24 protein-coding genes are annotated in these 23736 nt (G+C 72.9%); 17 read left to right on the top strand and 7 right to left on the bottom strand.

Going from position 1 to position 23736, the window contains the following annotated elements; genetic code table 11:
* Nucleotides 1-49 precede the first annotated feature (49 nt).
* Nucleotides 50-925, top strand: a complete 876-nt coding sequence (locus ACH0BZ_RS06475; RefSeq protein WP_406897169.1) for a hypothetical protein — start codon at nt 50-52, stop codon at nt 923-925.
* Nucleotides 926-957: 32 nt separating this feature from the next.
* Here the strand turns inward: ACH0BZ_RS06475 and add are convergent, their stop codons facing one another.
* On the bottom strand, nt 958-1971 hold the full coding sequence (gene add / locus ACH0BZ_RS06480; RefSeq protein ID WP_406897170.1) for an adenosine deaminase: 1014 nt from the start codon (nt 1969-1971) through the stop codon (nt 958-960).
* Nucleotides 1968-3440, bottom strand: coding sequence for an alanine/glycine:cation symporter family protein (locus ACH0BZ_RS06485; RefSeq protein ID WP_406897171.1), 1473 nt, complete (start codon nt 3438-3440; stop codon nt 1968-1970). The genes add and ACH0BZ_RS06485 overlap by 4 nt, the downstream gene beginning before the upstream one ends.
* 54 nt (nt 3441-3494) lie before the next feature.
* Between ACH0BZ_RS06485 and ACH0BZ_RS06490 the strand changes: the two genes are divergently transcribed.
* From ACH0BZ_RS06490 to ACH0BZ_RS06505, 4 genes are all read left to right on the top strand, one after another.
* On the top strand, nt 3495-4385 hold the full coding sequence (locus tag ACH0BZ_RS06490) for a patatin family protein (RefSeq protein ID WP_406897172.1): 891 nt from the start codon (nt 3495-3497) through the stop codon (nt 4383-4385).
* Nucleotides 4386-4672: 287 nt separating this feature from the next.
* Nucleotides 4673-6361: a nitrite/sulfite reductase gene (locus tag ACH0BZ_RS06495; protein WP_406897173.1), complete on the top strand. Its 1689-nt coding sequence runs from the start codon at nt 4673-4675 to the stop codon at nt 6359-6361.
* Entirely contained in the window at nt 6358-7137 is a 780-nt protein-coding gene (locus ACH0BZ_RS06500) for a phosphoadenylyl-sulfate reductase (RefSeq protein ID WP_406897174.1), read from the top strand. Before ACH0BZ_RS06495 ends, ACH0BZ_RS06500 begins: the two co-directional genes overlap by 4 nt.
* Nucleotides 7134-8027, top strand: coding sequence for an NAD(P)-dependent oxidoreductase (locus ACH0BZ_RS06505; RefSeq protein ID WP_406897175.1), 894 nt, complete (start codon nt 7134-7136; stop codon nt 8025-8027). The genes ACH0BZ_RS06500 and ACH0BZ_RS06505 overlap by 4 nt, the downstream gene beginning before the upstream one ends.
* 29 nt (nt 8028-8056) lie before the next feature.
* On the opposite strand, the gene ACH0BZ_RS06510 is transcribed toward ACH0BZ_RS06505, so the two are convergent.
* On the bottom strand, nt 8057-8851 hold the full coding sequence (locus tag ACH0BZ_RS06510; protein WP_406897176.1) for a lysophospholipid acyltransferase family protein: 795 nt from the start codon (nt 8849-8851) through the stop codon (nt 8057-8059).
* 90 nt (nt 8852-8941) lie between these two features.
* Here ACH0BZ_RS06510 and ACH0BZ_RS06515 point away from each other — a divergent pair, with 90 nt between their 5' ends.
* The 9 genes from ACH0BZ_RS06515 to ACH0BZ_RS06555 all read left to right on the top strand — a co-directional run bounded on the left by ACH0BZ_RS06515 (nt 8942) and on the right by ACH0BZ_RS06555 (nt 14883).
* Nucleotides 8942-9670 carry a sirohydrochlorin chelatase gene (locus tag ACH0BZ_RS06515; RefSeq protein WP_406897177.1) on the top strand — a complete coding sequence of 243 codons (729 nt, stop codon included), beginning with the start codon at nt 8942-8944 and terminating at the stop codon, nt 9668-9670.
* Between the two features lie 105 nt (nt 9671-9775).
* On the top strand, nt 9776-10117 hold the full coding sequence (locus ACH0BZ_RS06520) for an Lsr2 family protein (protein ID WP_406897178.1): 342 nt from the start codon (nt 9776-9778) through the stop codon (nt 10115-10117).
* Between the two features lie 168 nt (nt 10118-10285).
* Entirely contained in the window at nt 10286-10951 is a 666-nt protein-coding gene (locus ACH0BZ_RS06525) for a TetR/AcrR family transcriptional regulator (protein WP_406897179.1), read from the top strand.
* On the top strand, nt 10948-11805 hold the full coding sequence (locus ACH0BZ_RS06530) for an acyl-CoA thioesterase domain-containing protein (protein WP_406897180.1): 858 nt from the start codon (nt 10948-10950) through the stop codon (nt 11803-11805). The genes ACH0BZ_RS06525 and ACH0BZ_RS06530 overlap by 4 nt, the downstream gene beginning before the upstream one ends.
* Nucleotides 11802-12620 carry a maleylpyruvate isomerase family mycothiol-dependent enzyme gene (locus ACH0BZ_RS06535; RefSeq protein WP_406897181.1) on the top strand — a complete coding sequence of 273 codons (819 nt, stop codon included), beginning with the start codon at nt 11802-11804 and terminating at the stop codon, nt 12618-12620. Before ACH0BZ_RS06530 ends, ACH0BZ_RS06535 begins: the two co-directional genes overlap by 4 nt.
* A gap of 8 nt (nt 12621-12628) precedes the next feature.
* On the top strand, nt 12629-13069 hold the full coding sequence (locus ACH0BZ_RS06540) for a fluoride efflux transporter FluC (RefSeq protein ID WP_406897182.1): 441 nt from the start codon (nt 12629-12631) through the stop codon (nt 13067-13069).
* The gene (locus ACH0BZ_RS06545) at nt 13066-13488 is read left to right on the top strand and encodes a fluoride efflux transporter FluC (protein ID WP_406897183.1); all 423 of its coding nucleotides are present in this window, start codon (nt 13066-13068) and stop codon (nt 13486-13488) included. The genes ACH0BZ_RS06540 and ACH0BZ_RS06545 overlap by 4 nt, the downstream gene beginning before the upstream one ends.
* Nucleotides 13489-13511: 23 nt before the next feature.
* The gene (thpR, locus tag ACH0BZ_RS06550; RefSeq protein ID WP_406897184.1) at nt 13512-14087 is read left to right on the top strand and encodes an RNA 2',3'-cyclic phosphodiesterase; all 576 of its coding nucleotides are present in this window, start codon (nt 13512-13514) and stop codon (nt 14085-14087) included.
* 169 nt (nt 14088-14256) lie between these two features.
* Nucleotides 14257-14883, top strand: a complete 627-nt coding sequence (locus ACH0BZ_RS06555) for a nucleosidase (RefSeq protein ID WP_406897185.1) — start codon at nt 14257-14259, stop codon at nt 14881-14883.
* A 22-nt stretch (nt 14884-14905) separates the two neighbouring features.
* On the opposite strand, the gene ACH0BZ_RS06560 is transcribed toward ACH0BZ_RS06555, so the two are convergent.
* Together ACH0BZ_RS06560 and moaCB are read right to left on the bottom strand one after the other, a co-directional pair.
* Entirely contained in the window at nt 14906-15379 is a 474-nt protein-coding gene (locus tag ACH0BZ_RS06560; RefSeq protein ID WP_406897186.1) for a molybdenum cofactor biosynthesis protein MoaE, read from the bottom strand.
* A 45-nt stretch (nt 15380-15424) separates the two neighbouring features.
* A complete protein-coding gene (gene moaCB, locus ACH0BZ_RS06565) occupies nt 15425-16435 on the bottom strand; it encodes a bifunctional molybdenum cofactor biosynthesis protein MoaC/MoaB (RefSeq protein WP_406897187.1) in 1011 nt (336 codons plus the stop codon).
* A gap of 110 nt (nt 16436-16545) precedes the next feature.
* Here moaCB and ACH0BZ_RS06570 point away from each other — a divergent pair, with 110 nt between their 5' ends.
* Nucleotides 16546-17634 carry an NADH:flavin oxidoreductase/NADH oxidase gene (locus tag ACH0BZ_RS06570; RefSeq protein WP_406897188.1) on the top strand — a complete coding sequence of 363 codons (1089 nt, stop codon included), beginning with the start codon at nt 16546-16548 and terminating at the stop codon, nt 17632-17634.
* 1 nt (nt 17635) lies between these two features.
* Here the strand turns inward: ACH0BZ_RS06570 and ACH0BZ_RS06575 are convergent, their stop codons facing one another.
* Nucleotides 17636-19900, bottom strand: coding sequence for a fatty acid desaturase (locus ACH0BZ_RS06575; RefSeq protein ID WP_406897189.1), 2265 nt, complete (start codon nt 19898-19900; stop codon nt 17636-17638).
* Nucleotides 19901-20002: 102 nt separating this feature from the next.
* Here ACH0BZ_RS06575 and ACH0BZ_RS06580 point away from each other — a divergent pair, with 102 nt between their 5' ends.
* Nucleotides 20003-21058: an AraC family transcriptional regulator ligand-binding domain-containing protein gene (locus ACH0BZ_RS06580; RefSeq protein ID WP_406897190.1), complete on the top strand. Its 1056-nt coding sequence runs from the start codon at nt 20003-20005 to the stop codon at nt 21056-21058.
* Nucleotides 21059-21172: 114 nt separating this feature from the next.
* Nucleotides 21173-21862: a TenA family protein gene (locus tag ACH0BZ_RS06585; RefSeq protein ID WP_406897191.1), complete on the top strand. Its 690-nt coding sequence runs from the start codon at nt 21173-21175 to the stop codon at nt 21860-21862.
* Here ACH0BZ_RS06585 and poxB read toward each other — a convergent pair.
* Nucleotides 21859-23580 carry a ubiquinone-dependent pyruvate dehydrogenase gene (poxB, locus tag ACH0BZ_RS06590; RefSeq protein WP_406897192.1) on the bottom strand — a complete coding sequence of 574 codons (1722 nt, stop codon included), beginning with the start codon at nt 23578-23580 and terminating at the stop codon, nt 21859-21861. The two genes, ACH0BZ_RS06585 and poxB, sit on opposite strands and share 4 nt — an antisense overlap.
* Nucleotides 23581-23736: the final 156 nt, after the last annotated feature.

Here is a 23736-nt window from a genome sequence, read left to right on the forward strand (position 1 = left end):
TACGGGAGTGGCGGGTCGGGCACGGGCGCAGAGGCGCCTGTTCGCGGGGTTGACCGCGCTCGTCGTCGTCACGGCGGGGTGCGGACCGGAGGGGGTGGAGGTCACGGGCCCGACGACGACGGTGACCACGGTCGTCGATGCACCGGTCCAGGGCGGGACCGGTGACGCCGGGGACCAGCAGCCGCCCCAGGAGGAGCAGCCGCCGGCCGAGGCCCGGCCGGACGCGGGCCGCGAGGCGTTCGACCGGATCGTGGCGTCCCTGCCAGCGGGGACGGGAGTGGCCGTGGCGCCGGTGGGCTCGGCGCAGGAACCCCTGGTCGGCGGCGACCTCACGTCGGACGTCGCCTGGTCCACGATCAAGGTGCCGCTGGCCCTCGCCACGCTGCGGGCCTCCCCCGACCTGGGCCCCGCGGCCGATCGCGCACTGACGGTCTCCGACAACGACGCGGCGGAGACCCTCTGGGCCGCGCTGGGCGGCGGCGCTGGCGCGGCGGCCGCCGTCGGTGCGGTCCTCGCCGAGGCCGGCGACCCCGGCACCGTGGTCCCATCCGAGCGCCTGCGCCCCGGGTACAGCATCTTCGGCCAGACCGTGTGGCCGCTCACCGGGCAGGCCCGCTTCGGGGCGGGTCTGGCGTGCCTCGCGGACGGCCCGCTCGTGCTCGGGCCCATGACCCGCATCGATCCGTCGCAGCGCTGGGGCCTCGGCGGCATCCCGGGCGCGGCCTTCAAGGGCGGCTGGGGGCCGACGGCCGACGGCAGCGGGTACCTCGTCCGCCAGTTCGGGCTGCTCCCGACCCCGAACGGCCGGGTCGCCGTGGCCGTGGCCGCCTACGGGGGAGACTTCGGCGGTGGCACCGCCCTGCTCTCGCAGATCGCCGACACCGTGGCCGCCGAACTCGGGGAGCTGCCTGCCGGCGAGTGCTGACACCGCCCTGACCGGCCGGGGCGTGCGGATCGTCAGACGGGCGGGTCGGTGGCGGACGCCCACTGCGCGAGCGCGGTGAGCGCCGGAGCGGTGACGTCCGCGGGGGCGAACGAGACCTCCAGCGACGCGCGGGCCACCTCGGTCAGGCGGGCCTCGGACAGGCCCATCTGCTCGTGGGCGCGCGCGTACTCCTCGACCACGTCCACGCCGAAGAGCACGGGGTCGTCGGCCCCGAGCGAGCAGCGCACTCCGGCGTCGAGCAGGTGAGGAAGCGGGTGCTCCCCGAGCGAGGGGTAGACACCCAGGACGACGTTCGAGGTGGGGCACACGTCGAGGCACACCCCACGCTCGGCGAGCAGTTCGAGCACGGCGGGGTCCTCCACGGCGCGGACGCCGTGTTGGATGCGGTCGGCGCCCAGCCCGAGGGCCGCGCACACCTCCGCGGGCCCGGCCAGTTCGCCGGCGTGCGGCACCACCCCGAGGCCGGCGTCCCGGGCCACGGCGAAGGCCTCCGCCGCGCCGGAGACGGGGTGCCCGCGTTCGTCGGCCACCAGCCCCAGGGCCACGACGCCGCTGTCGGCCCAGCGCGCCGCGAGGCGCGCGGACTCCAGGGCGTGCTCGGGTCCGGCGCTGCGGTCGATGCTCACGATCGCCCCGGTCCAGACCCCGTGCCGCCGCCCGGCGTCCGCGGCGGCGGAGAGCAGGCACTCGAGCGCCGCGTCGGCCGCGGTCGCGCCGCCGGGGAACGCGGCGGACCGTTCGGGGATGGTGGCGAACTCCAGCGCCACCACGCCCTGGGCGGCGGCGTCGGCCACCACCTCGTCGAGCAGCCGCTCGATCCGCTCCGGCGTGCGCAGCAGGGCGATGAGCAGGCCGTACGCGTCGAGGAACTCGGTGAAGTCGGGGTAGGTCACCAGGGGAGGGACGGGTACCTCGTCGTCGTCACACCACTGCCGCAGCGTGGACTCGCGTACCGCTGCCTCGAGGTGCACGTGCAGGTGTGCCTTGGGCAGGGCTGCGAACCGACGAGAGGGGGCCGCGGTCATTCCCCCGGGCTCACGTCTCGTGCTTCGTCGGCGACGTGCTGGTGCGTCATGGGGTCCGAGCCGTCCCACGCGGAGACGTTCCTGGCCCGGGGCAGGTCGTCGCGGTGGAACACCGGGTTGTGGCCCCTGGCCTTCTGCTGCAGGTAGTGCCGCAGCAGCGCCACCGCCAGCCCGCCGAGCGGAATGATCGCGATGAGGTTGATGGTGGCCATGAAGCCCATGAACAGGTCGGCGAGGTTCCAGATGAGGTCCACCGACCCGAGGCAGCCGCCGATCACCGCGAGCAGCACGAGGCTACGGAAGACGGTGAGGGCGGCCTTGGACTCGCGCAGGAAGGTGATGTTGGCCTCGCTGTAGTACGAGTTGCCGAGGATCGAGGAGAACGCCAGGAAGAAGATGACGACGGTGAGGAACGGGACGCCCCACGCGCCCACCTGCCCGGCGAGCGAGTCCTGGGTGAGCGTGATGCCCTCGCGGTCCCCGCCGAACTCCGGGTTGGCCAGCAGGATGATGAACGCGGTGGCCGAGCAGACGATGAGCGTGTCGAAGTAGACGCCGAGCGCCTGGACCAGGCCCTGCTTGACGGGGTGCGAGACCGAGGCGGTGGCGGCGGCGTTGGGCACCGAGCCCATGCCGGCCTCGTTGGAGAACAGGCCGCGGCGCATGCCCTGCATGATCGCCGCGCCGAGGGCCGCGCCGGCCACCTCGCGGAGGCCGAGCGCGTGGCCCACGATGAGCGAGATCATCTCGGGGACCTCGGAGATGTTGATCGCCACCACGATGAGCGCCACCACGACGTAGGCCATCGCCATGAGCGGCACGATGATCTCGGTGACCGCCGACAGACGCCGGATGCCGCCGAAGATCACGGCGCCGACGATGACGGCGAGGATCAGGCCGATGGCCAGCCCCGGCCCCGTGCCCTCGCCGAGGCTGAACTGGTTGCGGACCGACTGCGAGATGGAGTTGGCCTGGACGGCGTTGAAGACGAAGCCGTAGGTCACCGTGATGATCACGGCGAAGGCGACAGCGACCGGTTTCCAGCCCAGCCCGTCGCGGATGTAGTAGGCCGGGCCGCCCACGTACGAGTCCTTGCCTCTGACCTTGTAGAGCTGCGCGAGGGTGGACTCGACGAACGCGGTGGCGCCGCCCACGATCGCGAGCAGCCACATCCAGAACACCGCGCCGGGGCCGCCGACGGTGATCGCGATGGCGACGCCGGCGACGTTGCCGGTACCCACTCGCGAGGCCGCGGAGACGGTGAAGGCGCGGAAGGCGGAGATGCCCTTCTTGCCCTCCTCGATCTCCGAGGGTTTCTCCGCGATCGTCTTGAGCATCTCCGGGAACATCCGGATCTGCACGATCAGCGTGGTGAGCGAGAACCAGAGGCCGGCGATCACCAACAGGGCGATCACCAGGTACCAGTAGACGTCGTTGACGGAGGCGACAAATTCTGTGAGAGCGGTCACAGGAGCACGGTAACGGATCGCCGGTCCACGCGTGGCGCGACCTAGGGTGGGGGAGTGACCGAGTTCGCCCCCACCGCCCCCGACATCGCCGTCCTCTTCGAGGGCGGCGGGATGCGTGCCGTCCACTCGGCGGGGGTGGTCGAGACGCTGCTCGAGGCGGGCATCCACGGCGGACTCGCCGCGGGCATCTCGGCGGGGGCCACGCACGTGGCCAACTACCTCTCCCGCGACGGCGCCCGGGCGCGCAACAGCTTCGTAGAACTGGCCGCCGACCCCAACTTCGGCGACTGGCGCAGCTTCGCCCGCGGCAAGGGCCTGTTCAACGCCGAGTACATCTACGAGCAGACCGGCCTGCCCCACCAGGCCCTGCCGTTCGACTTCGAGACCTACCGGTCCAGTGCGACCACCGCCCGCATCGGGACGTTCCGGTGCTCCGACGGCGCCACCGTGTTCTGGACCGACGAGGACGCGGCGACGATGGGCGACCTCATGCGGATGGTGCGCTCGTCGTCGACCATGCCGGTGTGGATGCCGCCGGTGCTCATAGACGGCGAGTACTACGTCGACGGGGCCCTGGGGCAGGACGGGGGGATCCCGCTCTCCGCCGCGCGGAAGGAGGGTTACGAGCGCTTCCTCGTCGTCCTCACCCAGCAGCGCGGCTACCGCAAGGTGCCGCCGCGCCGGCTCACGCCCTTCTACCGGTCGTACTTCCGCCGCTTCCCGGCGGTGGGCGAGGCACTCCTGCGCCGCTGGGTGCTCTACAACGAGACCCTTGACGAGATCGAGGAGCTGGAGGAGGCCGGCGTCGCGGTGGTGTTCCGCCCGGAGCGGACCATGATCCGCAGCTATGAGCGCAGGGTCGACCGCCTCGCCGAGGCCTATGTGCTGGGGCGCGAGCAGGCCCGGCGGGAGGTCGACTCCTGGCTGGAGTTCTGCGGGTTGTAGCGCAAGCTGGAGCCCAGAAGTCGGAGAACATGCCGTGTCCTTGTCGACGAGGACGGGCGCCTCGCCCGAGCCGGGGGGGCGGCTCGAGGGCGGGGCGCCCGTCGGGAGGAGGCCGAAGGGGGGTCGGCCTATGTCCTCGCATGTCAGAGTAGGCGGACCGCGCCCGCGTGTCCACGCGTTCGCGGCGCGGGAGGGGAGCTTCCCCCCGACAAGGTGTGGTGCCGCCGGCGGTGGGCGCGAACCGGGGGAGTAGACAGACTGGTCTGTTTGCCGCTACTCTCGCGACCATGACCGACACCGCTACCCGTCCCGCCCGTCCCGCGCGCGCTGCCAAGCCGCAGGGCCAGTGGAAGGTCGACGGCAAGCTCACGCTCAACCACAACGAGGCGTTCAAGCTCGAGGACGACGCGCTCAACGTGCGCCAGCGGATCCTCGACACGTACTCCAAGGAGGGCTTCGGCTCGATCCCGCCGGACGACCTGTCCGGTCGGATGCGGTGGTGGGGGCTCTACACCCAGCGCAAGCAGGGGCTGGACGGCACCCGGACCTCCAAACTCGAGGCGGACGAACTCCAGGACGAGTACTTCATGATGCGCGTCCGCACCGACGGCGGCGCGGTGACCACCGACCAGCTCCGTGTGCTGGCGGGCATCTCCACCGACTTCGCCCGGGGTACCGCCGACATCTCCGACCGGCAGAACATCCAGTACCACTGGATCCGCATCGAGGACGTCCCCGAGATCTGGCGGCGCCTCGAGGAGGTGGGCATCGACACCGTGGAGGCCTGCGGCGACTGCCCGCGCGTCATCCTCGGCAGCCCGGTGGCCGGCGTCGCCGAGGCCGAGCTCCTCGACCCCACCCCGGTGATCGCCGAGATCAAGCAGAAGTACATCGGGACCACCGAGTTCTCCAACCTGCCGCGCAAGTTCAAGTCCGCCATCACGGGCCACCCGAGTCTCGACGTGGTCCACGAGATCAACGACATCTCTCTGGTCGGCGTGGAGCACCCCGAGCTCGGCGTGGGCTACGACCTGTGGGTGGGCGGTGGTCTGTCCACCAACCCGCAGCTCGCCACCCGCATCGGCGTCTTTGTCCGCCAGGAGGAGGCCGCCGAGGTGTGGGCGGCCGTCGTGAGCATCTTCCGCGACTACGGCTACCGCCGTATGCGCACCCGCGCCCGGCTGAAGTTCCTCATCAAGGACTGGGGCGCCGAAAAGTTCCGCCAGGTACTGCAGGACGAGTACCTGGGCCGCGAGCTGCCCGACGGCCCCGCCCCCACCCGCGCCGTGGGCCACTTCGACCACGTGGGCGTCCACGAACAGAAGGACGGCCGCCGTTACGTGGGCGCCGCCCTCACCGTGGGCCGCGCCGGCGGCGAGACACTGTCGCGGGTCGCCGACCTCGCCGAGGCCGCCGGATCCCACCGCGTCCGCTTCACCCCCCACCAGAAGCTCCTCGTGCTGGACGTGGAGCCGGACCGTGTGGAGGCCCTGGTCGACGGCCTCGCCGAGGTCGGCCTCTACGCCCGCCCGAGCTCGTTCCGTCGCGGCACCATGGCGTGCACAGGCATCGAGTTCTGCAAGCTCGCCTTTGTGGACACCAAGGACACCGCCACGGCGCTCGTCGATGAGCTGGAGCGGCGCTTCGCCGACGACGCCCCGCTCGAGACGCCGCTGTCCATCCATCTCAACGGTTGCCCCAACAGCTGCGCCCGCATCCAGACCGCCGACATCGGCCTCAAGGGCCAGCTGCTCGACGGCGACACCCCGGGCTTCCAGGTGCACCTCGGCGGCGGGCTGGCCTCGCAGGACCAGGAGTCCGGCGGCCTCGGCCGCACGGTCCGCGGCCTGCGCATCGCCTCGGCCGACCTCGCCGACTACGTCGAGCGCATCATCCGCCGCTACACCGACAGCCGCGAGGCCGACGAGACCTTCGCCCAGTGGGCCCACCGCGTGGACGAGGAGGTGCTCGCGTGACCGTCGACCTCGAGCTGCTGCCCCGCAGCACCGTCCTCACCCCGGGCCCCGGCCGTCGGCGCAGCGCCGATGAGCTCGAGGCGATCGCGAACGAGGCGGCCCGCCGTTTCGACGACCGCGGCCTCTACGGCCGTCACGGCGAGGTGGACCCCGCCGAGGTGCTGGCGTGGGCCGGCGAGACCTTCGGCGACGCGCTCGCCGTGGCCTGCTCCATGGCCAACACCGTGGTGCCCGAGATGACCGCGCAGTACGCGCCCGGCGTCGACGTGCTCTTCCTGGACACCGGCTACCACTTCCCGGAGACGGTCGGCGTCCGCGACGCCCTTGCCGCCACTCCTGGTCTGAACGTGGTGGACGTGCGTAGCCCCGCCTCCCGCGCCGAGCACGAGGCCGCGCTCGGCCCGCGCCCCTTCGAGACCGACCCCGAGTTGTGCTGCCGCCTGCGCAAGGTGGAGCCGCTCGACGCCGCGCTCTCGGGCTACGAGGCGTGGATCACCGGCGTGCGCCGCGTGGACACCGACCACCGTGCGGGCGCTGCGATCGTCGAGTGGGACGCCAAGCACGCGATGGTCAAGATCAACCCGCTCGTCGCCTGGACCCTCGACCGCGTGCACGCCTACGCCGCCGAGCACGGCTGCCTGCTCAACCCGCTGCTCGACGACGGCTACCCGTCGATCGGCTGCGAGCCGTGCACCCGGCGCGTGGAGCCGGGCGCCGACCCCCGCTCCGGGCGCTGGGCGGGATCGTCCAAGACCGAGTGCGGGATCCACCTGTGACCACCGCCCTTGTCGCCCCGGCGCCGCCCGCTGCCGGACCCGCCCCCGGGCCCTCTCCCGCCCCTGCGCTCGACGGCCTGCCGCTGACCGTGGGGCTGGCCGGCCGCGAGGTCCTGCTCGTCGGCGCAGGGCCCGTCTCGGTCCGCCGCGCCGAGGCCTTTCTCGGGGCGGGCGCACGCGTGCGCGTGGTGGCCCCCCGGATCGACCCCGCGATGGCCGAGCTCGCCGCGAGCGGCGGCGTCGTCGTCGAAACCCGCGCCTTCACCCCGGCCGACCTCGACACCCCGTGGCTCGTCCACACCGCCACCGGCGACGCGGCCGTCGACGCCGAGGTCGCGGCCCTGTGCGAGGCGCGGCGCCTGTGGTGCGTAGCGGCCGGCGACGTGGCCCTGGGCTCGGCCCGCGTGCCCGCGCGCACCGCCGTCACCACCCCGTCGGGGCCCGTGCGGATCGCCGTCGACTCCGGCGACCCCCGCCGCTCCGTGCGTCTCGGTCGGCATGTCGCCCGCTCGCTCGCCACGGCGCCCGCCGGTCTGCGCGCGCGGCGGCGCCCGGTCGGCGGCTGGGTCGCGCTCGTCGGCGGTTGCGGTGACGGCGACCTCCTCACGGTCAAGGCGCGCCGCCTCGTCCACGCCGCCGACGTGCTCGTGGTGGACGGCGCCGCCGACCCCGCGCTGCTCGCCGAGCTCGACGACGACGTCGAGGTGGTCGAGGCCGGCGTGGGCGTGTCCGCCGCCCGCGTCCCCGCGCTCGTGGCCGCCCGTTACGCCACCGGCCACGGTGTGGTGCGGATCGTCGCCGCCCCGGCGCTGGCCGCCGAGGCGCGGACGCTGGCCGGGGCCGGGATCTCGCCCGAGGTCGTGCCAGGGGTCATCGACGGCGGCGCCTGAGGCCCCTCCACCGTGTGCACAACACAGGCTCAGCGGCGCGGTCGCCAGGCCTCGTCGAGGACGGCGTCGATGCCGTCGCGGACCGCGGCGCGCACCTGGTCGATCGACGGCCTCGGCCCCGGCTCGTCCCACAGGATCGGAGCGCCCAGCGCGACAACGGCCCGCCGCGGCGGGGTCCTGGCGTGCTCGCGGCCCTGGTAGGCGATCGCCACCGGGACCACCGCCACCGGACGGCCGGCCGCGCGGGTGCCCCCGACCATCTGCCCCACGCCCTTCTTGACCGACTCCAGGCGCAGCGTGCGCAGGTCGTCGGTGGAGGAGTTGGTGCCCTCGACGAAGGTCAGCACCACGCCGCCGGCCACGATCCGGTCCACGCACAGCTGGATGAGGCGGCGCGAGGCGTCGTCGTGGAATTCCGGCGGGGAGTCGAGGTAGTTCTTGGCGCGGAAGACGGGAACCGTGCCGGTGTATTCGAACAGCGGCCGCAGCGGGCCCCGGAACAAGGGGTCCTTGGTGAGCCCGGTGCCGTCGGAGAGGAATCGCACACGGCGGTCCCACACGGCGGTGGCGAGGAGGAGCGGGTCGTGGATCGAGGGGTGGTTGGCGGCCACGATGATCCCCACACCGGCCTCGTGTAGCCGGTGGATCTCGGCCTCCACCGCGGGCGGGATCCGCACCTCGGGCGCGTAGAGCAGGTCGGCGAGGCGCAGCACGGGGTGGGTGAACGCGTCGCGCCGGCGGCCCGGCCCGTAGAACTCGTACACTGCGGCCGCGTTCTCCACTGTCACCTCGGGGCGGCGACGACGCGGGTTCCTGCTCTTCATCTCCCCATCGTCGCCGAGCGGCTGCGGAAACGCACGGCGATTCGGCGGACCGCGCCCCGGTTCCGGCATGCTCGGGGGATGACCCGGGGGATGACGACGAGGCGGGCCCGCGAGAGCGGCGGGCGGCCGCGGCTCCTTCTGGTGGCCCACGGGACCCGTTCCGGGGCGGGACGCGGCGAGTTGTGTCGGCTCCTGCTGGAGACCCGTAAGCGGCTCGACGGCGCGGCGTGCCGCCTCGCCTGGGTGGACGTGCAGTCGCCCGCCCCGCAGCGGGTGCTGGCGGACGCCGTGCCGACGGTGGTCGTCCCGGCGTTCCTCGCCCGCGGCTACCACGTGTCGGAGGATGTGGGTGGGGCGGTGCGGGAGGCGCCAGGCCCGGTGGCGCTCACGCCGCATCTCGGGGCGGAACCGGAGGTGGTGCGCGCGCTGGTGCAGCGGCTCGCGGAGGCCGGCGGGGTGGGGGCGTTCGGGGCGGACGCGGTGGTCCTGGGCGCGGCCGGGAGCCGGGACGCGGACTCGCGCGCGGAGACCGCGGCGCTCGCCGGGACGCTCGGCGGGCTGCTCGGGGTCCCCGTGGTGCCCGCGTTCGCCACGGCCGCGGAGCCGTCCGTCGCGGACGCGGTGGCCGCGCTGCGCCGCGACGGCCACCGGCGCGTGGCCGTGGCCTCGCACCTGCTGGCCCCGGGGTTCTTCGCCGCCCGGCTCGCCGCCGCGGGCGGGGACGTGACCTCGGCGCCGCTGGGCGCGCATCCGGAGATCGTCGATCTGATCGCGCGGCGATATCGGGAGAATTCCGGGAATATCCCCGGTTCACATTAGGCGGCCATTATCGGCGAATTGCGCCATTCGAGTTCCCTTCGCCTGCGCCGTGAATACTCGTGCATAATGACGGGCGAATCATTCGGCTAATTCAGGGGAGAAATCATGGCGCAGCAGTACCAGGTCCAGTACATCGACGATATCGACGGCACCGAACTCGGCGCCGAGGCCAATACCATCGCGTTCGCCTTCGACGGTCGCGAATACTCGATCGACCTGAGTGACGAGAACGCCGAGGCCTTCCGCGAGGCCATCGCCCCGTATATCGACGCCGCCCAGCGGGTGGGCGCCACCACGCGCCGCCGGACCGCCCGCAAGAGCTCCGCCAAGGGCTCGGGCGTGGACACCAAGGCGGTCCGCGCGTGGGCCCGGGAGAACGGGTACGAGGTCTCCGAGCGGGGCCGCATCCCGGCCACGGTCATGGCCGCCTACGCCGAGGCCAACTGACCCCGACGCACACCAGTGCCGACCCGTGGGGTTCAGAGCCGCGTGACGGGGCTGCGGGCGGGTGGCGACGACGTCGTCACAGGTCGGACACCGTTGCGGGGGGCCGGTTCGCCGACACGCCACGGCGTCATCACGGCGACCGCGACCTCGTCGTCATACCCTGCCGGGGTGACCCCGACACCCGCGCGCGAGACCGCACCGAGCCCCACCCGTCCGGCGACCCACGTCCCCTACGACGACGCGCTGCGGCGCGGAATCCTCGCCGAGGCGACTCGCCGGCTCGTCGAGGCGGGGCCGGACAAGCTCGGGCTGCGGCCGCTCGCCGCGTCGCAGGGCACCTCGACCACCGCCATCTACACGATGTTCGGCGGCAAGGCCGGGCTGCTCGCAGCGGTGGCGGAGGACGCCGACCGGCAGCTCGCCGAGGCTCTGCGTGGGGCGCTGCGGCACGACAGCGTGGAATCCGACATGCGGGCCCTGTGCCGCGCGTACCGCCGGTGGGCGATCGAGCACCAGGGCCTCTACGGGCTCATCGTGGGCGAGCCCGTGCCGGGGCCCCGCGGGGACCTGGGCGCGCGCGGGCCGCAGTGGCGCGAGCCGCTGCTGGAGATCGTGGACGCGCTGGTCGACGAGGGGATCTTCCGGGCGGTCGACGTGCACGAGGCGGCCACTGCGATCTGGGCCTCGCTGCACGGGATCGTCTCGCTCGAGCTGAGCGTGTGGCGCGAGTCGCCGAGTGCCGAGCAGTACTTCGAGACCCAGCTCGCCGCGATCCTGCGCTCGTGGACGGCTGGTGATGCGGGCGCCGAGGCCGCGGCGGCGGGCGCGGTGTGAGCACAACGGCGTTTTTCACCCTCGACCCCGGCGGCGTGTACGTCCCGACCCGCTACGCGCGCAGCGCCTGGTCGGACACCATGCTCAACGGCCCGGCGGCGGTGGCGGCCGTGGCGCGCTCGCTCGAACTCCACCACGGGGTCGACGGCTTCCAGCCGGCGCGCCTCACCGTCGACCTCTTCGCCCCCGTCGCTCTCGTGCCGCTCACCGTGACCACCGAGGCGGTGCGCGAGGGCAACCGCATCCGCGTGGCCGACGCCCGGGTGGTCCAGGGCGAGGTAACCGTCGCGCGCGCCACGCTCGTGCAGCTCCGCCGCGGTGAGCAGCCGCCCGGCGAGGTATGGCGGTCCGGCCGGGTGCCCGAGGTCCCGGCCGCCGCGGAGGTCGAGCCGCTCGTGGCGGGCTCGCGCCCCTACTTCGGAAGCGACACCGCCCCGGAACCGTGGTCCACCGACATGGGCGCACAGCAGGGGCCGGGTCGCAAGCGCTTCTGGCACCACCCCCTCGACGTGGTCGACGCCGAGCCGGCCACCCCGTTCCAGCGCGCTGCGATGCTCGCCGAGTCGACGAGCCTCATGACGCACTGGGGGTCGGAGGGCATCGGGTTCATCAACGCCGACCTCACCCTCACGCTGGCCCGGTTGCCCCGCTCCGGCGACCTGGGGCTCGAGGCCGATGAACACCTCAGCGACGCCGGTGTGGCCGTGGGCACCGCCACCCTCTATGACCGCGACGGCATCTTCGGAGCCGGCGCCGTGGTAGCCGTGTCCAACGCGGGTCGCCAGATCGACTTCGCCGCGCGCCGCGCCGGGGGAGGATCGATGCGGACCTCCGACGAAGGGACGCGTGCATGACCGGACGACTCACCCGCGAGCGGCTGCTCGACGCACTCGAGGCCCAGGCCGGCCTCGTGCGGTTCGCCCTCACCGACGACGCCACGGACCTGGCCGCGCCCGTCACCGAGTGCTCCGGCTGGGACGCCCGCGACCTCGTCGTCCACCTGGGCACCGCCAACTGGCGGGGCGGCGCCAATGTCCGCGCCGCCGACCCCGGCTCGCGCGCCCGCGGGATGCGCGAGGTCATGGAGTCGGCCCCGCCCGCCACCGAGGGTGCCGCCGCCCTGGCCGACTGGTACGCGGGGAAGGCCGGGGAAATGCTCGCGACCTTCGCCGCCGCCAACCCCGCGGCGCCCGCCTGGACCTTCTCCGGCCCCGGCGAGGCCGCGTACTGGCTGCGCCGACAGCTCCACGAGACCGCCGTCCACCGCTGGGATCTCGAGGAGGCGCTCGGCGGCGACGCCGCCACCACCCCGCTGCCGGAGGACGTGGCCGTGGACACGATCGACGAGTTCTGTGGTGCCCTGCGCCCGCTCATGGCGATGGCCAAGGGTGCGCCGCCGGTGACGCTGCGACTGCGCGCCGTGCTGCACGCCCCGGAGGGGCTGTCCACGGGGGCCGAGCCGGTGGGGTCGGCCGACCCGGGCGCCGGCGGGGACCTCGAGTGGACGATCCCCGGCGAGGACGGCGCCCCCGAGGTCGAGGTGGCCGGCCCGCCGGAGACCCTCGCGCTGTTGCTGTGGGGCCGCGTCCGCGCCGACGCTCCCGACCTCGAGGTGTCCGGAGACCGGCAGGCGCTCGACGCCGCCCTGGAGGCCGGGCTCGCGGTGTGAGCCACGCGGTGATCCCCACTCCGGCCGCCGTGGCGCTGGTGGCCCTGGGCGGTGCCGCCGGCTCGGCGCTGCGCGAGACAGTTGCCCTCGCGCTGCCCGGCGCGCCGCTCGTGGCCACCCTCGTCGTCAACGTGCTGGGCGCGCTCGGGCTGGCCGTGCTGCTCGAGGCGCTCTCCGGCGGCGGGGCGCGCGGCTACGAGGGCCGGCTCGGCGCCGCGCGACTACTGCTGGGGACCGGCTTCTGCGGCGGCTTCACCACCTACTCGGCTGTCGCCGTGCAGGGCGCGGAGCTGCTGCGGGGCGGCGACACCGTCACGGCGGTGGCCTACGCCGTCGTCACACTGTTGCTGGGCGCGGTGGCCACGCTCGGCGGGATCTTGCTGGGCGGCCGGATCGGTACGGGGCACGGGCGCGCGCACGCCGGGCCGGGGCGGGGGGCCGGGGCGTGAGCGCGGCGCTCGTCGGTTGGGCGGCCCTCGGCGGCGGGATGGGGGCGGCGCTGCGCTACGCGGTGGACGTGGCGGTGACGGCCCGGTGGCGACGGCCATTCCCGTTGGCCACCCTCGTCGTCAACGTCTCCGGCTCCCTGCTGTTGGGTTTACTCGTGGGTGCGCTGACGGACCCGGCGGGGGGCGCTGCGGCCGGCTCCGCGCCGGGCAGCGGTTCGGCCACCCTGCTCGCCCTGTTCGGCACCGGAGTCCTCGGCGGCTACACCACGTTCTCCACCGCGAGCCACGACGCGATCCGGTTGGCCCGCGCCGGCGACCGCGGCACCGGCCTGGCGTACGCGGTGGCCACGATGCTCGCGACCGTCCTGGCCGCGCTGCTCGGGCTGTGGCTCGGCGGGCTGTGGCTCGGCGGGGTGTGATCCTGCGGGTACCCTGGCCTGCCATGGGGCACCGGATGTTCGTGGCGGTCCTGCCACCGGAGGAGGTGCGCGACGAGCTCGAGCGCTTCCTCGAACCGCGGCCCGGCCTCACCTGGACGGCGCCCTCGCAGTGGCACCTCACCCTGGCGTTCTGCCCGGACGTGGACGAGTGGCGCATCGAGGAGTTCGCCGACCGCCTCGCCGCCGCCGCCCGCCGCCACGAGCCGTTCCGCCTGCGCCTGGCCGGCGCGGGTGCCTTCCCCTCCGTCGACCGGCCGCGCGTGCTGTGGGCGGGGGTCCGGGGCGCCGGTGACGACGACGAGGTCGGCCGCCTGCGGGCCCTGGCCACGTCCACCCGGAACGCCGCCAACGCCGTCGGCGGGGCCCCCGACGGCGCCCGGTTCCGTCCGCACCTCACCCTGGCCCGGCTGCGTGGGAACACCGACGCCACCCGGTGGCTGCGCGTGCTGGAGACGTTCGCGAGCAGCCCGTGGTCGGTCGAGGAGATCGCGCTCGTCGATTCCTTTCTCGGTGAGGCCCGTGGCGGGCGCGCCCGGCACGAGGTGGTGGCCCGCCTGCCGCTGGGGCCCGGCGACTGACCTGGCCGCGCGCCTGCGTGGCTCGCCTGCGTGGCGCGCCTGCCTCCGCCGCCCGCCTCCCCGGTTTGCACAACACCAGCTCGGGGTCCTCTCGGCCGTTGCCCAGCAGGTGTTGTGCCATCGCGGGTGGTGCACAACCGCGCGGGGCGGCGGACTAGCGTGGGCGGGCGTGGAACTCCTCGGACGCGTCGACGCGGCGCACCCCCTCGTCGTGGTGGCCCTCGAGCAGGAGGCGCGGCACTTCGTCACCGACTTCCCCGTGCTGGTCACCGGCGTGGGCAAGGTCCGTGCCGCGCTCGCTGTGGCACACGTCCTCGGCGGCGGGGTGCGCCCGCGCGAACTGGTCAACGTGGGCACCGCCGGCGGGCTGCATCCCGGTGTGGAGGGCACGCACGAGATCGTGACGGTGTTCCAACACGATTTCGACGACGTCGCCCTCCATGCCGTCACCGGCCGCCACGACGGCCCGCCGCTGACGCTCTCCCCGACGAACGCCGTGGTCCCCGAGGCGGCGCCCCCGCCCCGCGCGCCCGGTGGCGCCGCCGCGCCCGTGCTCACGACCGGCGACAGCTTCGTGGCCGGCGGCCCGCTGCGCGACCGGCTGGCCGGGGTCGCCGACCTCGTGGACATGGAGGGCTACGCCGTCGCGGCGGCCGGGGCGGCGTTCGGCCTGCCGACGCGCCTGGTCAAGCACGTCTCCGACCCGGCCGATGAGTCCGCGGGCTCCACGTGGACCGAGGGGGTGGACGCGTGCGCCCGGGTGCTCGCCGAGTGGGTGGGCACGCGGCTGGGGTAGGCGGTAGGCGCCGCATGGCTGATCAACACTCGTTGATACCCACCCACTCCGAGACGCCGTCGGTGAACCGCTGACGCTTCCAGACGGGCACGCCGTGCTTGATCCGGTGGATGAGGTCCTCGCACGCGGCGAAGGCCGCATCGCGGTGTGGCGCCACGGCTACCACGACCACGGCGACCTCGCCCACCGCGAGCGTGCCCACCCGGTGCGCCACGCCCACGCGCACGCTGCGCATCGGATCGACGGGCTCGCCGTCTTCGGTCTTGGGCGATGTGTGCTCGTGCGCCACCAGGTCGCACAGCCGCGCGAGGGTCTCGGGGGCGGTGGGGTGCGCGGAGTACTCGATCTCGAGCACCTCGCGGCCGGAATCGTGGTTGCGGACCACGCCGGAGAAGGTGACGACCGCGCCGTCGGAGGGACTCCAGACGGCCTCCTCCACCGCTCGCGGATCGAGCACGGCTTCGTCGATCCGCGCGAGAGCACACAAGCTGGGCACGGCGCCTCCTCCCAGCGGGACGGTCCCGGGGAGGGCGGGCGGTCGCTAGTGGCCGCCGCCCCGGGCATGCACGTCGAGCAGATGGTCCAGCAGGTCGTCGAGCACCGCCAGTCCGTCGCGGACGCCGCCCGTGGATCCCGGGAGGTTCACGACCAGAGTACGTCCGGCGAAGCCGGCGAGGCCACGGCTCATCGCCGCCGTGGGGGTGGAGCGCAGCCCCTTTGCCCGCATCGCCTCGGCCACGCCCGGCAGCTCCACCGTGAGGTGCGGTGCGGTGGCTTCCGGAGTGCGATCGTCGGGGGCGACGCCGGTGCCTCCCGTGGTGATCAGCGCGGTGGGCGCACGCCGGACGTGTTCGGTGACGGCGCCGGTGATGTCGGCGTCGGCCACCACGTGGACCTCGACGGGGCCGAAACCGCGCTCGAGGAGCCACGCCTCGATCGCGGGGCCGGTGGTGTCCTCGCGCTCGCCGCGCGCGGCCGCGGTGGACGAGACCACCACGACCCCGGTACGCCCCACGGGGTCGTGAGCCCGGTCGACGGCGAGGTCCTCCGACCCCGCTTCCCGGGTCCAGTGGCCGCGCTTGCCGCCGGTCTTCTCGAGGAGCCTGACCCCGTCCATCCGGGCGAGCGGGTCGACCGCCTTGACCATGTCGTGCAGTGTGAGCCCCGCGACCGACACAGCGGTGAGCGCCTCCATCTCCACGCCCGTCCGACCGGTCGTCCTGGCGGTGGCGCCGACGAGGATCTCGCCGGACTCCTCGTCGAGGTCGAAATGCACCTTCACCGAGTCGAGCGGGATCTGGTGGCACAGCGGGATGAGCTCGGACGTCTTCTTGGCGGCCCCGATGCCGGCCAGGCGCGCGGTGGCCAGGGCATCCGCCTTGCCGAGCACGTCGCCCGTGACCATCGTCACCACCTCCGGGCGCGTGCGGAAGACGCCCTCGGCGGTAGCGGTGCGCGTAGTCACGGCCTTGTCGCCGACGTCGACCATCCGCACGCGGCCCTCGGGGTCGAGGTGGGTGAGGCCGGAGGGGGCGTGATGCGGATCTGCCATGACCTCCACGCTAGTCCGAGGCGCCGTGTGTGGCCGATCGGATCGGGGTTGACCTCCCCGGTGACCGGGGGCCGGCGGCGCGGCGGCCCGGGTGGGGTTTAATCGCGGGAATGGCGTTGCTCTTCGAACCGATCCGCATCCGTGACCTCGAAATCCGTAACCGGGCGTGGCTGTCCCCGATGTGCCAGTACTCGTGCGAGGACCGCGACGGCGTGCCGACGCCGTGGCACCTGGTCCACCTCGGCGCGCGAGCGCAGGGCGGGTTCGGGCTGCTGATCGCCGAGGCGTCCGCAGTGGTGCCGGAGGGGCGCATCAGCCCCGAGGACGCCGGGTTGTGGAACGACCGGCAGCGGGACGCGTGGGCGCCCATCGTGGAGTTCGTCCACTCCCAGGGCGCGGCGATGGGAATCCAACTGGCGCACGCCGGGCGCAAGGCGTCGACCTACCGGGCGTGGCCCGGCTACCCCGGCGGCTCCGTGCCGGTCTCCGAGGGCGGCTGGACGACGGTCGCACCGTCGGCGATCCCGTTCGGCGACATGGCGACCCCCGAGGCGCTGGACGCCGCCGGGATCCGTGAGGTGGTCACCGCGTTCGCCGATGCCGCCCGGCGCGCCGACGAGGCCGGGTTCGACGTGGTGGAGATCCACGCCGCCCACGGCTACCTCCTCCACGAGTTCCTGTCGCCACTGTCCAACGAGCGGACCGACGCCTACGGCGGCTCGCGCGACAACCGGGCCCGATTGCTGCTGGAGGTCTGCCACGCCGTGCGGCAGGTGTGGCCAGGCGGCAAACCGCTGTTCGTGCGCATCTCGGCGACGGACTGGGTCGACGGCGGCTGGACTCCGGAGGACTCGCGCTGGCTGGCGGGCCGACTGGCCGAGCACGGTGTGGACCTGGTGGACGTCTCGTCGGCCGCCAACACCCCCGACCGGCCGCCCGTGCCGCTCGAGCAGGGCTACCAGGTACCGCTGACCGAAGAGGTCCGCGCGTCCGGTGTGGTGCTGGCCGGAGCGGTGGGGTTAATCAGCGACCCGGAATACGCCGAGAGCCTGCTGGTCGACGGCCGCGCCGACGTGGTGTTCCTCGGCCGCGTCGCCCTGCGCGAACCGGCCTGGCCGCAGCGGGCCGCGGCCGAGCTGGGCCTGGACTGGCGCGACGCCCCGTACCCGCCGCAGTACACGCGGGGGAAGTGGAACTGATCTACAGATCCAGCTCGATGTCCGAGGAGGCCAGCGAGTTGCATACCGTGATCCGCTCCTGCTGCGCACCGGGTTGCCCGGCGCTGGTGGTGCCGGCGAGCTTGGTGGTGACGCACGCCTTGCACAACCCCCGCTCGCAGCCGGTGGGCACCGGGATCCCCGCGCGCCCGGCCGCCTCCAGCAATGTGGTGCCGCCGTCGATCTCTACAGATGTCCCGGTGCGGGCAAAGCTGACGGTGTAGCGGCTGCCGTCGTCGGCGGGCCGATCCAGCTCGGGCGCGGTGAACGACTCGGCGTGGAATCGCTCGGCGGGCTGTCCCAGCTCCCCCAGCCACCCGCGGGCCAGGTCGATCACCGCCGCCGGGGCGCAGACGTAGGTCTCGCGCTCGGCCAGATCCGGCACCAGCTCGGCCAGCAGTTCCGGACAGAGCCGGCCCGTGCGCAGGTCGTCGCGTGCGGCCGGGGCGTCGGTGAACAGGTGCAGCGTGATCCCGGCGTCGCGCGCCAGCTCACGAAGTTCGGACTCGAAGATGATCGAGCGTTCGTCGCGGTTGAAGTAGAGCAGCGTCGCGTCCGTGCCGGGGGAGTCGGGGCCCGCGCCGGCGTCGCGGGCGAGGCGGCGCAGCAGCGCGATGATCGGGGTGATGCCCACTCCACCTGCGATGTGCAGGGACTTTGGTGTGCCGACGCCGTTGTCCGCGGTCAGCAGGGCGAAGTCGCCGGTGGACTGCGGCACGCCCACGAGCGTCACGTAGGCCCCCGGCCTCAGGGTGTCGTTCAGCCGGTTGGAGACGCGGCCGTCAGCCACGCGCTTGACGCAGAACTCCAGGTCGGACGGCCCGGCCGGTTCCACCGAGTCGTGGACCAGGCTGTACTGGCGGACGAGCTCGTCGTCGTCGACCTTGTGGCGCACCGATACGTACGCGCCCGCGTCCCACCGCACGTCCTCCCACCCGCGCGGGCGAGCCAGGCGCACCGACAGGGCCTGCCCGTCGGCGACCGGGGTGGCCGCCACGACCCGTGCCGGCACGTTGTGGAAACGGGGCTTGTCGAGGTAGGGCGACTCGGGCAGCCGCCGGTACCGCAGCCCGGCCGCGACGCGGCGAACGAGCGAAGCCGGATCGCGCAGCAGGTCGCCGGGCCGGGAGAACTCTCGCTCGCCGAACGGCACCGACAGTCCGGTGAGCGTCTTGGCGATGAGCGGCACGGTCTCCAGAAGCGGCGTCTCGTGGTAGGGCAACCCGTGCCGCGCGGCGATCTCGCGGACCTCCGGGGCGATCTTTCGCTGCATCGACGGCGGGAGGTCCGGGAACAGGTGGTGCTCGACGTGCGTGTCCAGCCCGCCGTAGAAGATGCGCAGGTCGGGCCGGTTCTCGAACGGCACCTCCTCCTCGAGTAGCCGCGCGAGGGCGTCGTCCATCTGCGCGCTGGGCAGGAAGTTGCGGGTCGCACGGATCTGACGCTCGTAGTACTGGTCGGCGGTCTCATCGGGGCCGGGGTCGGTGAACAGCTCGAGCTCGCCGGCGTGGTGCTCGATGAACACCAGGAACAGCACCGACATGTAGCCGGTCACCCCACCGAGGTAGTTCGCGGCGAGCGTCTGCAGCGGTTTGCCTCCCGAACGGAACGGCTCGTCGACGAATCGGCGGCGCATGTCGGCACCCGCGATCCGGGCGGGGGACCGCAGCGTGTAGGAGCTGAAGAACCCGTGTCCCTCGACCTTGCGCGCGATGTTCGCCAGGAAGAACGGCGCCACGAGCGGGGCCATCGTGGCCAGTGCCGAGATCATCGCGACCTGCCCGAGGTGGTGGCCGTACCAGTCCTGGCCGGCGCTGCCGCGGAACAGGCTGTACCCCAGGTCGTGGTCCTTGCCGACGATATTGGTGTTGGGGTGGTGACCCACGTGGTGCATGGTCTTCCACTGGTCGGTGTCGACGTTGAAGTCCCAGCGGTAGCGGTCGGAGTGGTACTCGCCGCAGTCCGGCAGGTGGTCGTAGCTGCCATGGATGATGTTGTGGCCGAGCTCGGAGAACTGCATGAGGCGGTACGCCATCTCCAGTGCGGTGGCGCGGCGGATCGCGCGGGGGCCACCCTCGCGCAGCAGTTCGCGACGGCGGGCATCGATCGCCTCGCCGTAGGCGGTGACGTTGCGGATGTGCGCCAGGTCCTCGGCGCCGACCGCGGCCTTGGCGCGGACGTAGAGGTCGCCGAGCTCGGCCGCGAGCCCGGTGTCGGTGGCGGTGTCAGGGGAGCCGACGGGGGTCATGACTGTGACCGTAGCCACGCATCCGCGCCGGCGGAATGGCGCTTCCGGTCGGGAAGTTGGCATTTCCGGACAAGTGGGTGGACGGGTTGATAGGTTCGGGCGATGTCCGAGCCGTCGTTGTCGTCGTCGCGGTCGTCGTCGGGGTCGCCCGTGTGGGCGGTGCCGCGCGGCACGGAGGGCGTGCGGATCATGGTGGAAGGCGCCGTGGCGCAGGGGATGACGACGACGAGGTGCCTCGCCGGTACCGGAATCCAGCCGCCCGATCTCGCGGATGAGAACGCGCAGATCTGGGCGCATCAAGAGTTCGCGGTGATCCGCAATCTGTTGGCCGAGCTCGGGGACCTGCCCGGCCTGGGAGCCGGCATCGGGGCGTATTCGACGATCGGACGGACCGGCGTGATCGGGTTCATGATGCTCGCCGGGCCCACCGTGCGCGCGGCGCTCGAGCGGGCGATCCCCTACCTCGCGCTGTCGCCGACGCACCTGCGGTTCGCGCTGGAGGAGGGCGACGGAGTCGTGTACGCGGTCGCCTCCGACGACGAGATCCCGCCCGATGTGCGCGCCTTCGTGGTGGAACGGGACCTGGCCGGGCTGGCGGCGGCGTTTCGTGGCGCGCAGATCGACCTGCAGCTGGTCGGGATCGAGACCACACTCGGGCCCGCTAGCGCGGCACTGCTGGCGGAGGCGTGGCGGCTCGATCCTGCGGCCGTGTTTCCCCGGTGCGCGACCAACCGGCTGGCGATCCCGCGCGAACGCCTGGACGAGCGGCTGCCGCAGGCGGATGAGAACACCGCGCGGCTGTTCGAGCAGCAGTGCCGGGAGGTGCTGGATGCCCGGCTGTCCCGCGTCGGTGTGGCCGGGCAGGTGCGTAGCCGACTGCGACACGAGCGGGGTGACTGGCCGTCCATGGCGGATGTGGCCGCCGACCTGCACGTCGACGAGCGCACGCTCCGGCGGAGGTTGACCGCGGAGGGCACGTCGTTCCGGAGGCTGGTCGACGAGGTGCGGCATGGCAGGGCGTTGGAACTGCTCGCCCAGGGCGCGGCGGTGTCCGAGGTGGCGCGCGAGCTCGGATACTCGGAGACCGCGACGTTCACCCGATCGTTCACCCGCTGGGAGGGCGTGTCTCCGAGCCGGCTACGGGAGCGGGGCCTGTAACGCGGATGGCACACTTCGAGGTGATCGAGACCCTACACCAGGACAGGGCCCGGGCACCGGCCACACGGCGCGATCGTCGCCCGCCTGTCGACCGAGCGCTGAAGGAGGCCCGAGTTGAGCCTGTTCGAGACCCTGAAGACCCGCTGCCGCGACGAATGGGACGCCTACACCCGGCACGACTTCGTGGAGCGGCTCGGCGCCGGCACCCTGCCGCTGCCGGTCTTCCAGGACTACCTGGTCCAGGACTTCCACTTCCTCGTCCAGTTCGTCCGCGCCAACGCCCTGGCCACGTATAAGAGCCGCACGCTCGCCGACCTCAAGGCCGCGCACGCCGCGACCGGGGCGATTCTCGCCGAGACCGACCTGCACCTGACGCTCACCGAGCGCTGGGGCATCCCGCGCGCCGAGCTCGAGGCCGCTCCCGAGAAGCAGGCCACCGTCGCCTACACCCGCTATGTCCTGGACTCGGGGATGGCCGGGGACCTGCTCGACCTGAGCGTTGCACTGGCCCCGTGCACGATCGGCTACGCCGAGATCGGCGCCAGGCTCCAACCTCGCCTGGCCGAGCACGGCGGACAGAGTGGCGAGCACCCGTACCGCGAGTGGATCAGCGAGTACTCCGGCGAGGAGTTCACCGCCGCCTCCCGCGCCGCGATCGCCCAGCTCGATGCCCTGGCCGCGGGCGGGCTGTCGGACCGTCGGCTGGACGAGCTCACCGACGTGTTCCGGACGGCCACCCGCCTGGAGATCGACTTCTGGCAGCAGGCTCTCGACAGCGGCGAGGGGCCCTGGGCAGGGTCTTAGAACAGTTGCCGCAGGTTCGCCTTGGCCAGGTCCACCAGCTCGTCACCGCGGCCGGAGAGCACGGTGCGCAGCGAGTAGAGCGTGAACCCCTTGGCCTGGGCGGCGCTGATGGACGGCGGGATCGTGAGCTCCTGACGTTCCACCTCCACCTCGAGCAGGGCGGGCCCGTCGTGGGCGAGGAACCGCTTGACGGTCCCGGGTAGATCCTTGGACTTGTCCGCCCGGAACCCCGCGAGCCCGCAGGCCTCCGCGACCTTCGAGAAGTCGGGGTTGGACAGATCGGTGCCGTAGTTCACGAAGCCGTCGGCCTTCATCTCCACCTCCACGAAGTTGTACGAGGCGTTGTTGAACACCACCACCTTGACCGGCAGGTCGTGCTCGACGAGCGTGAGCAGCTCGCCCATCAGCATGGAGAGTCCGCCGTCGCCCGCGAGCGCGATCACCTGCCGGCCGGGTGAGGCGGCCTGGACTCCGATCGCCTGCGGCAGGGCGTTGGCCATGGACCCGTGGGTGAACGACCCGACGATCCGTCGGCGCCCGTTCATCGTCAGATAACGGGCCGCCCAGATCACAGGGCTACCGACGTCCGGCAGGAACACCGCGTCGTCGTCCGCCGCCTCGTCGATCAACCGCGTCAGATACTGCGGGTGGATGGTCCGCTTGGACGGCGTGGCGAGATCGTCCAGCGTGCGCCGCGTCTTGGCGTAGTGCTTCGTGGCGCCCTCGAGATGTTTGCGGCCCGTGTGCGTGCGCAGTCTGGGGAGCAGCGCCCGTATCGTCTCCCCGACTCCGCCGACCAGCGGTACCTCGACAGGCGTGCGTCGACCGATCCGCTCGCCCCGGATGTCGACCTGGATCACCGTGGCGTCCGGGTAGAACTGCGGATACGGCAGGTCGGAGCCCAGAACCAGCAGGGTCTCGGCCGACATCATGGCGCGGTAGCCCGAGGAGAACCCGAGCAGACCGGTCATCCCCACGTCGTAGGGGTTGTCGTGCTCCACCCATTCCTTGCCACGCATCGCATGGACGATCGGCGCCTTGAGCGTCTCCGCGATCTGCAGCAGCTCGTCATGGGCGCCCGCGCAGCCGGCGCCGGCGAGGATCGTCACGTCCTCGCAGCCGTCGAGGACGCGGACGGCGCGAGCGAGATCCTCCTCGGCCGGGACCACCTCACTGGTGGTGGGGCGGACGGCGGCCACCTCGGCGGTGGTCTCCTCGAGCGCCACGTCGCCGGGCAGGACGAGGACGGCCACGCCGCGCTTCTCGATGGCCGCACGCATAGCGATCCTCAGCAGCCGCGGCGCCTGCTCGGCTGACGAGACGTGCTCCGCATAGACGCTGCACTCGCGGAACAGCTCCTGTGGATGGGTCTCCTGAAAATATCCCGTCCCGATCTCCTCTGACGGGATGTGCGCGGCCAGTGCGAGGACCGGGACCCCGGAACGCTGGGCGTCGAACAGGCCGTTGATCAGGTGCAGGTTGCCGGGCCCACAGGAACCGGCGCACACCGTGAGGTTCCCCGTCAGCGCGGCCTCTGCGGAGGCGGCGAACGCGGCCGCCTCCTCGTGCCGGGTGATCACCCAGTCCACGCCGTCGGTCTGCCGGATCGCGTCCGTGACGCCGTTCAGCGAGTCACCGGGAAGTCCGTAGACCCGCTGGACCCCCGAGGCGTGGAGCGTGTCGATGATGTGTCGAGCGACCGTGGTACGTGTGGGCATGTATGCCTCCGACTGGTGGTGAACTCGTCGCCGACGGGCCGGGCCGGCCCCACGGCCATCCCCGACCCTACGACCCTTCGGCGCGACCGGATACCGCTCGCCCCGGGTCCGGAGCCGGGCGAGTCCGGTTTCGGGGAGAACGTGGGCAGGGGCAGT

The organism is Dietzia sp. 179-F 9C3 NHS (assembly GCF_045369825.1).
Lineage (GTDB): Bacteria > Actinomycetota > Actinomycetes > Mycobacteriales > Mycobacteriaceae > Dietzia.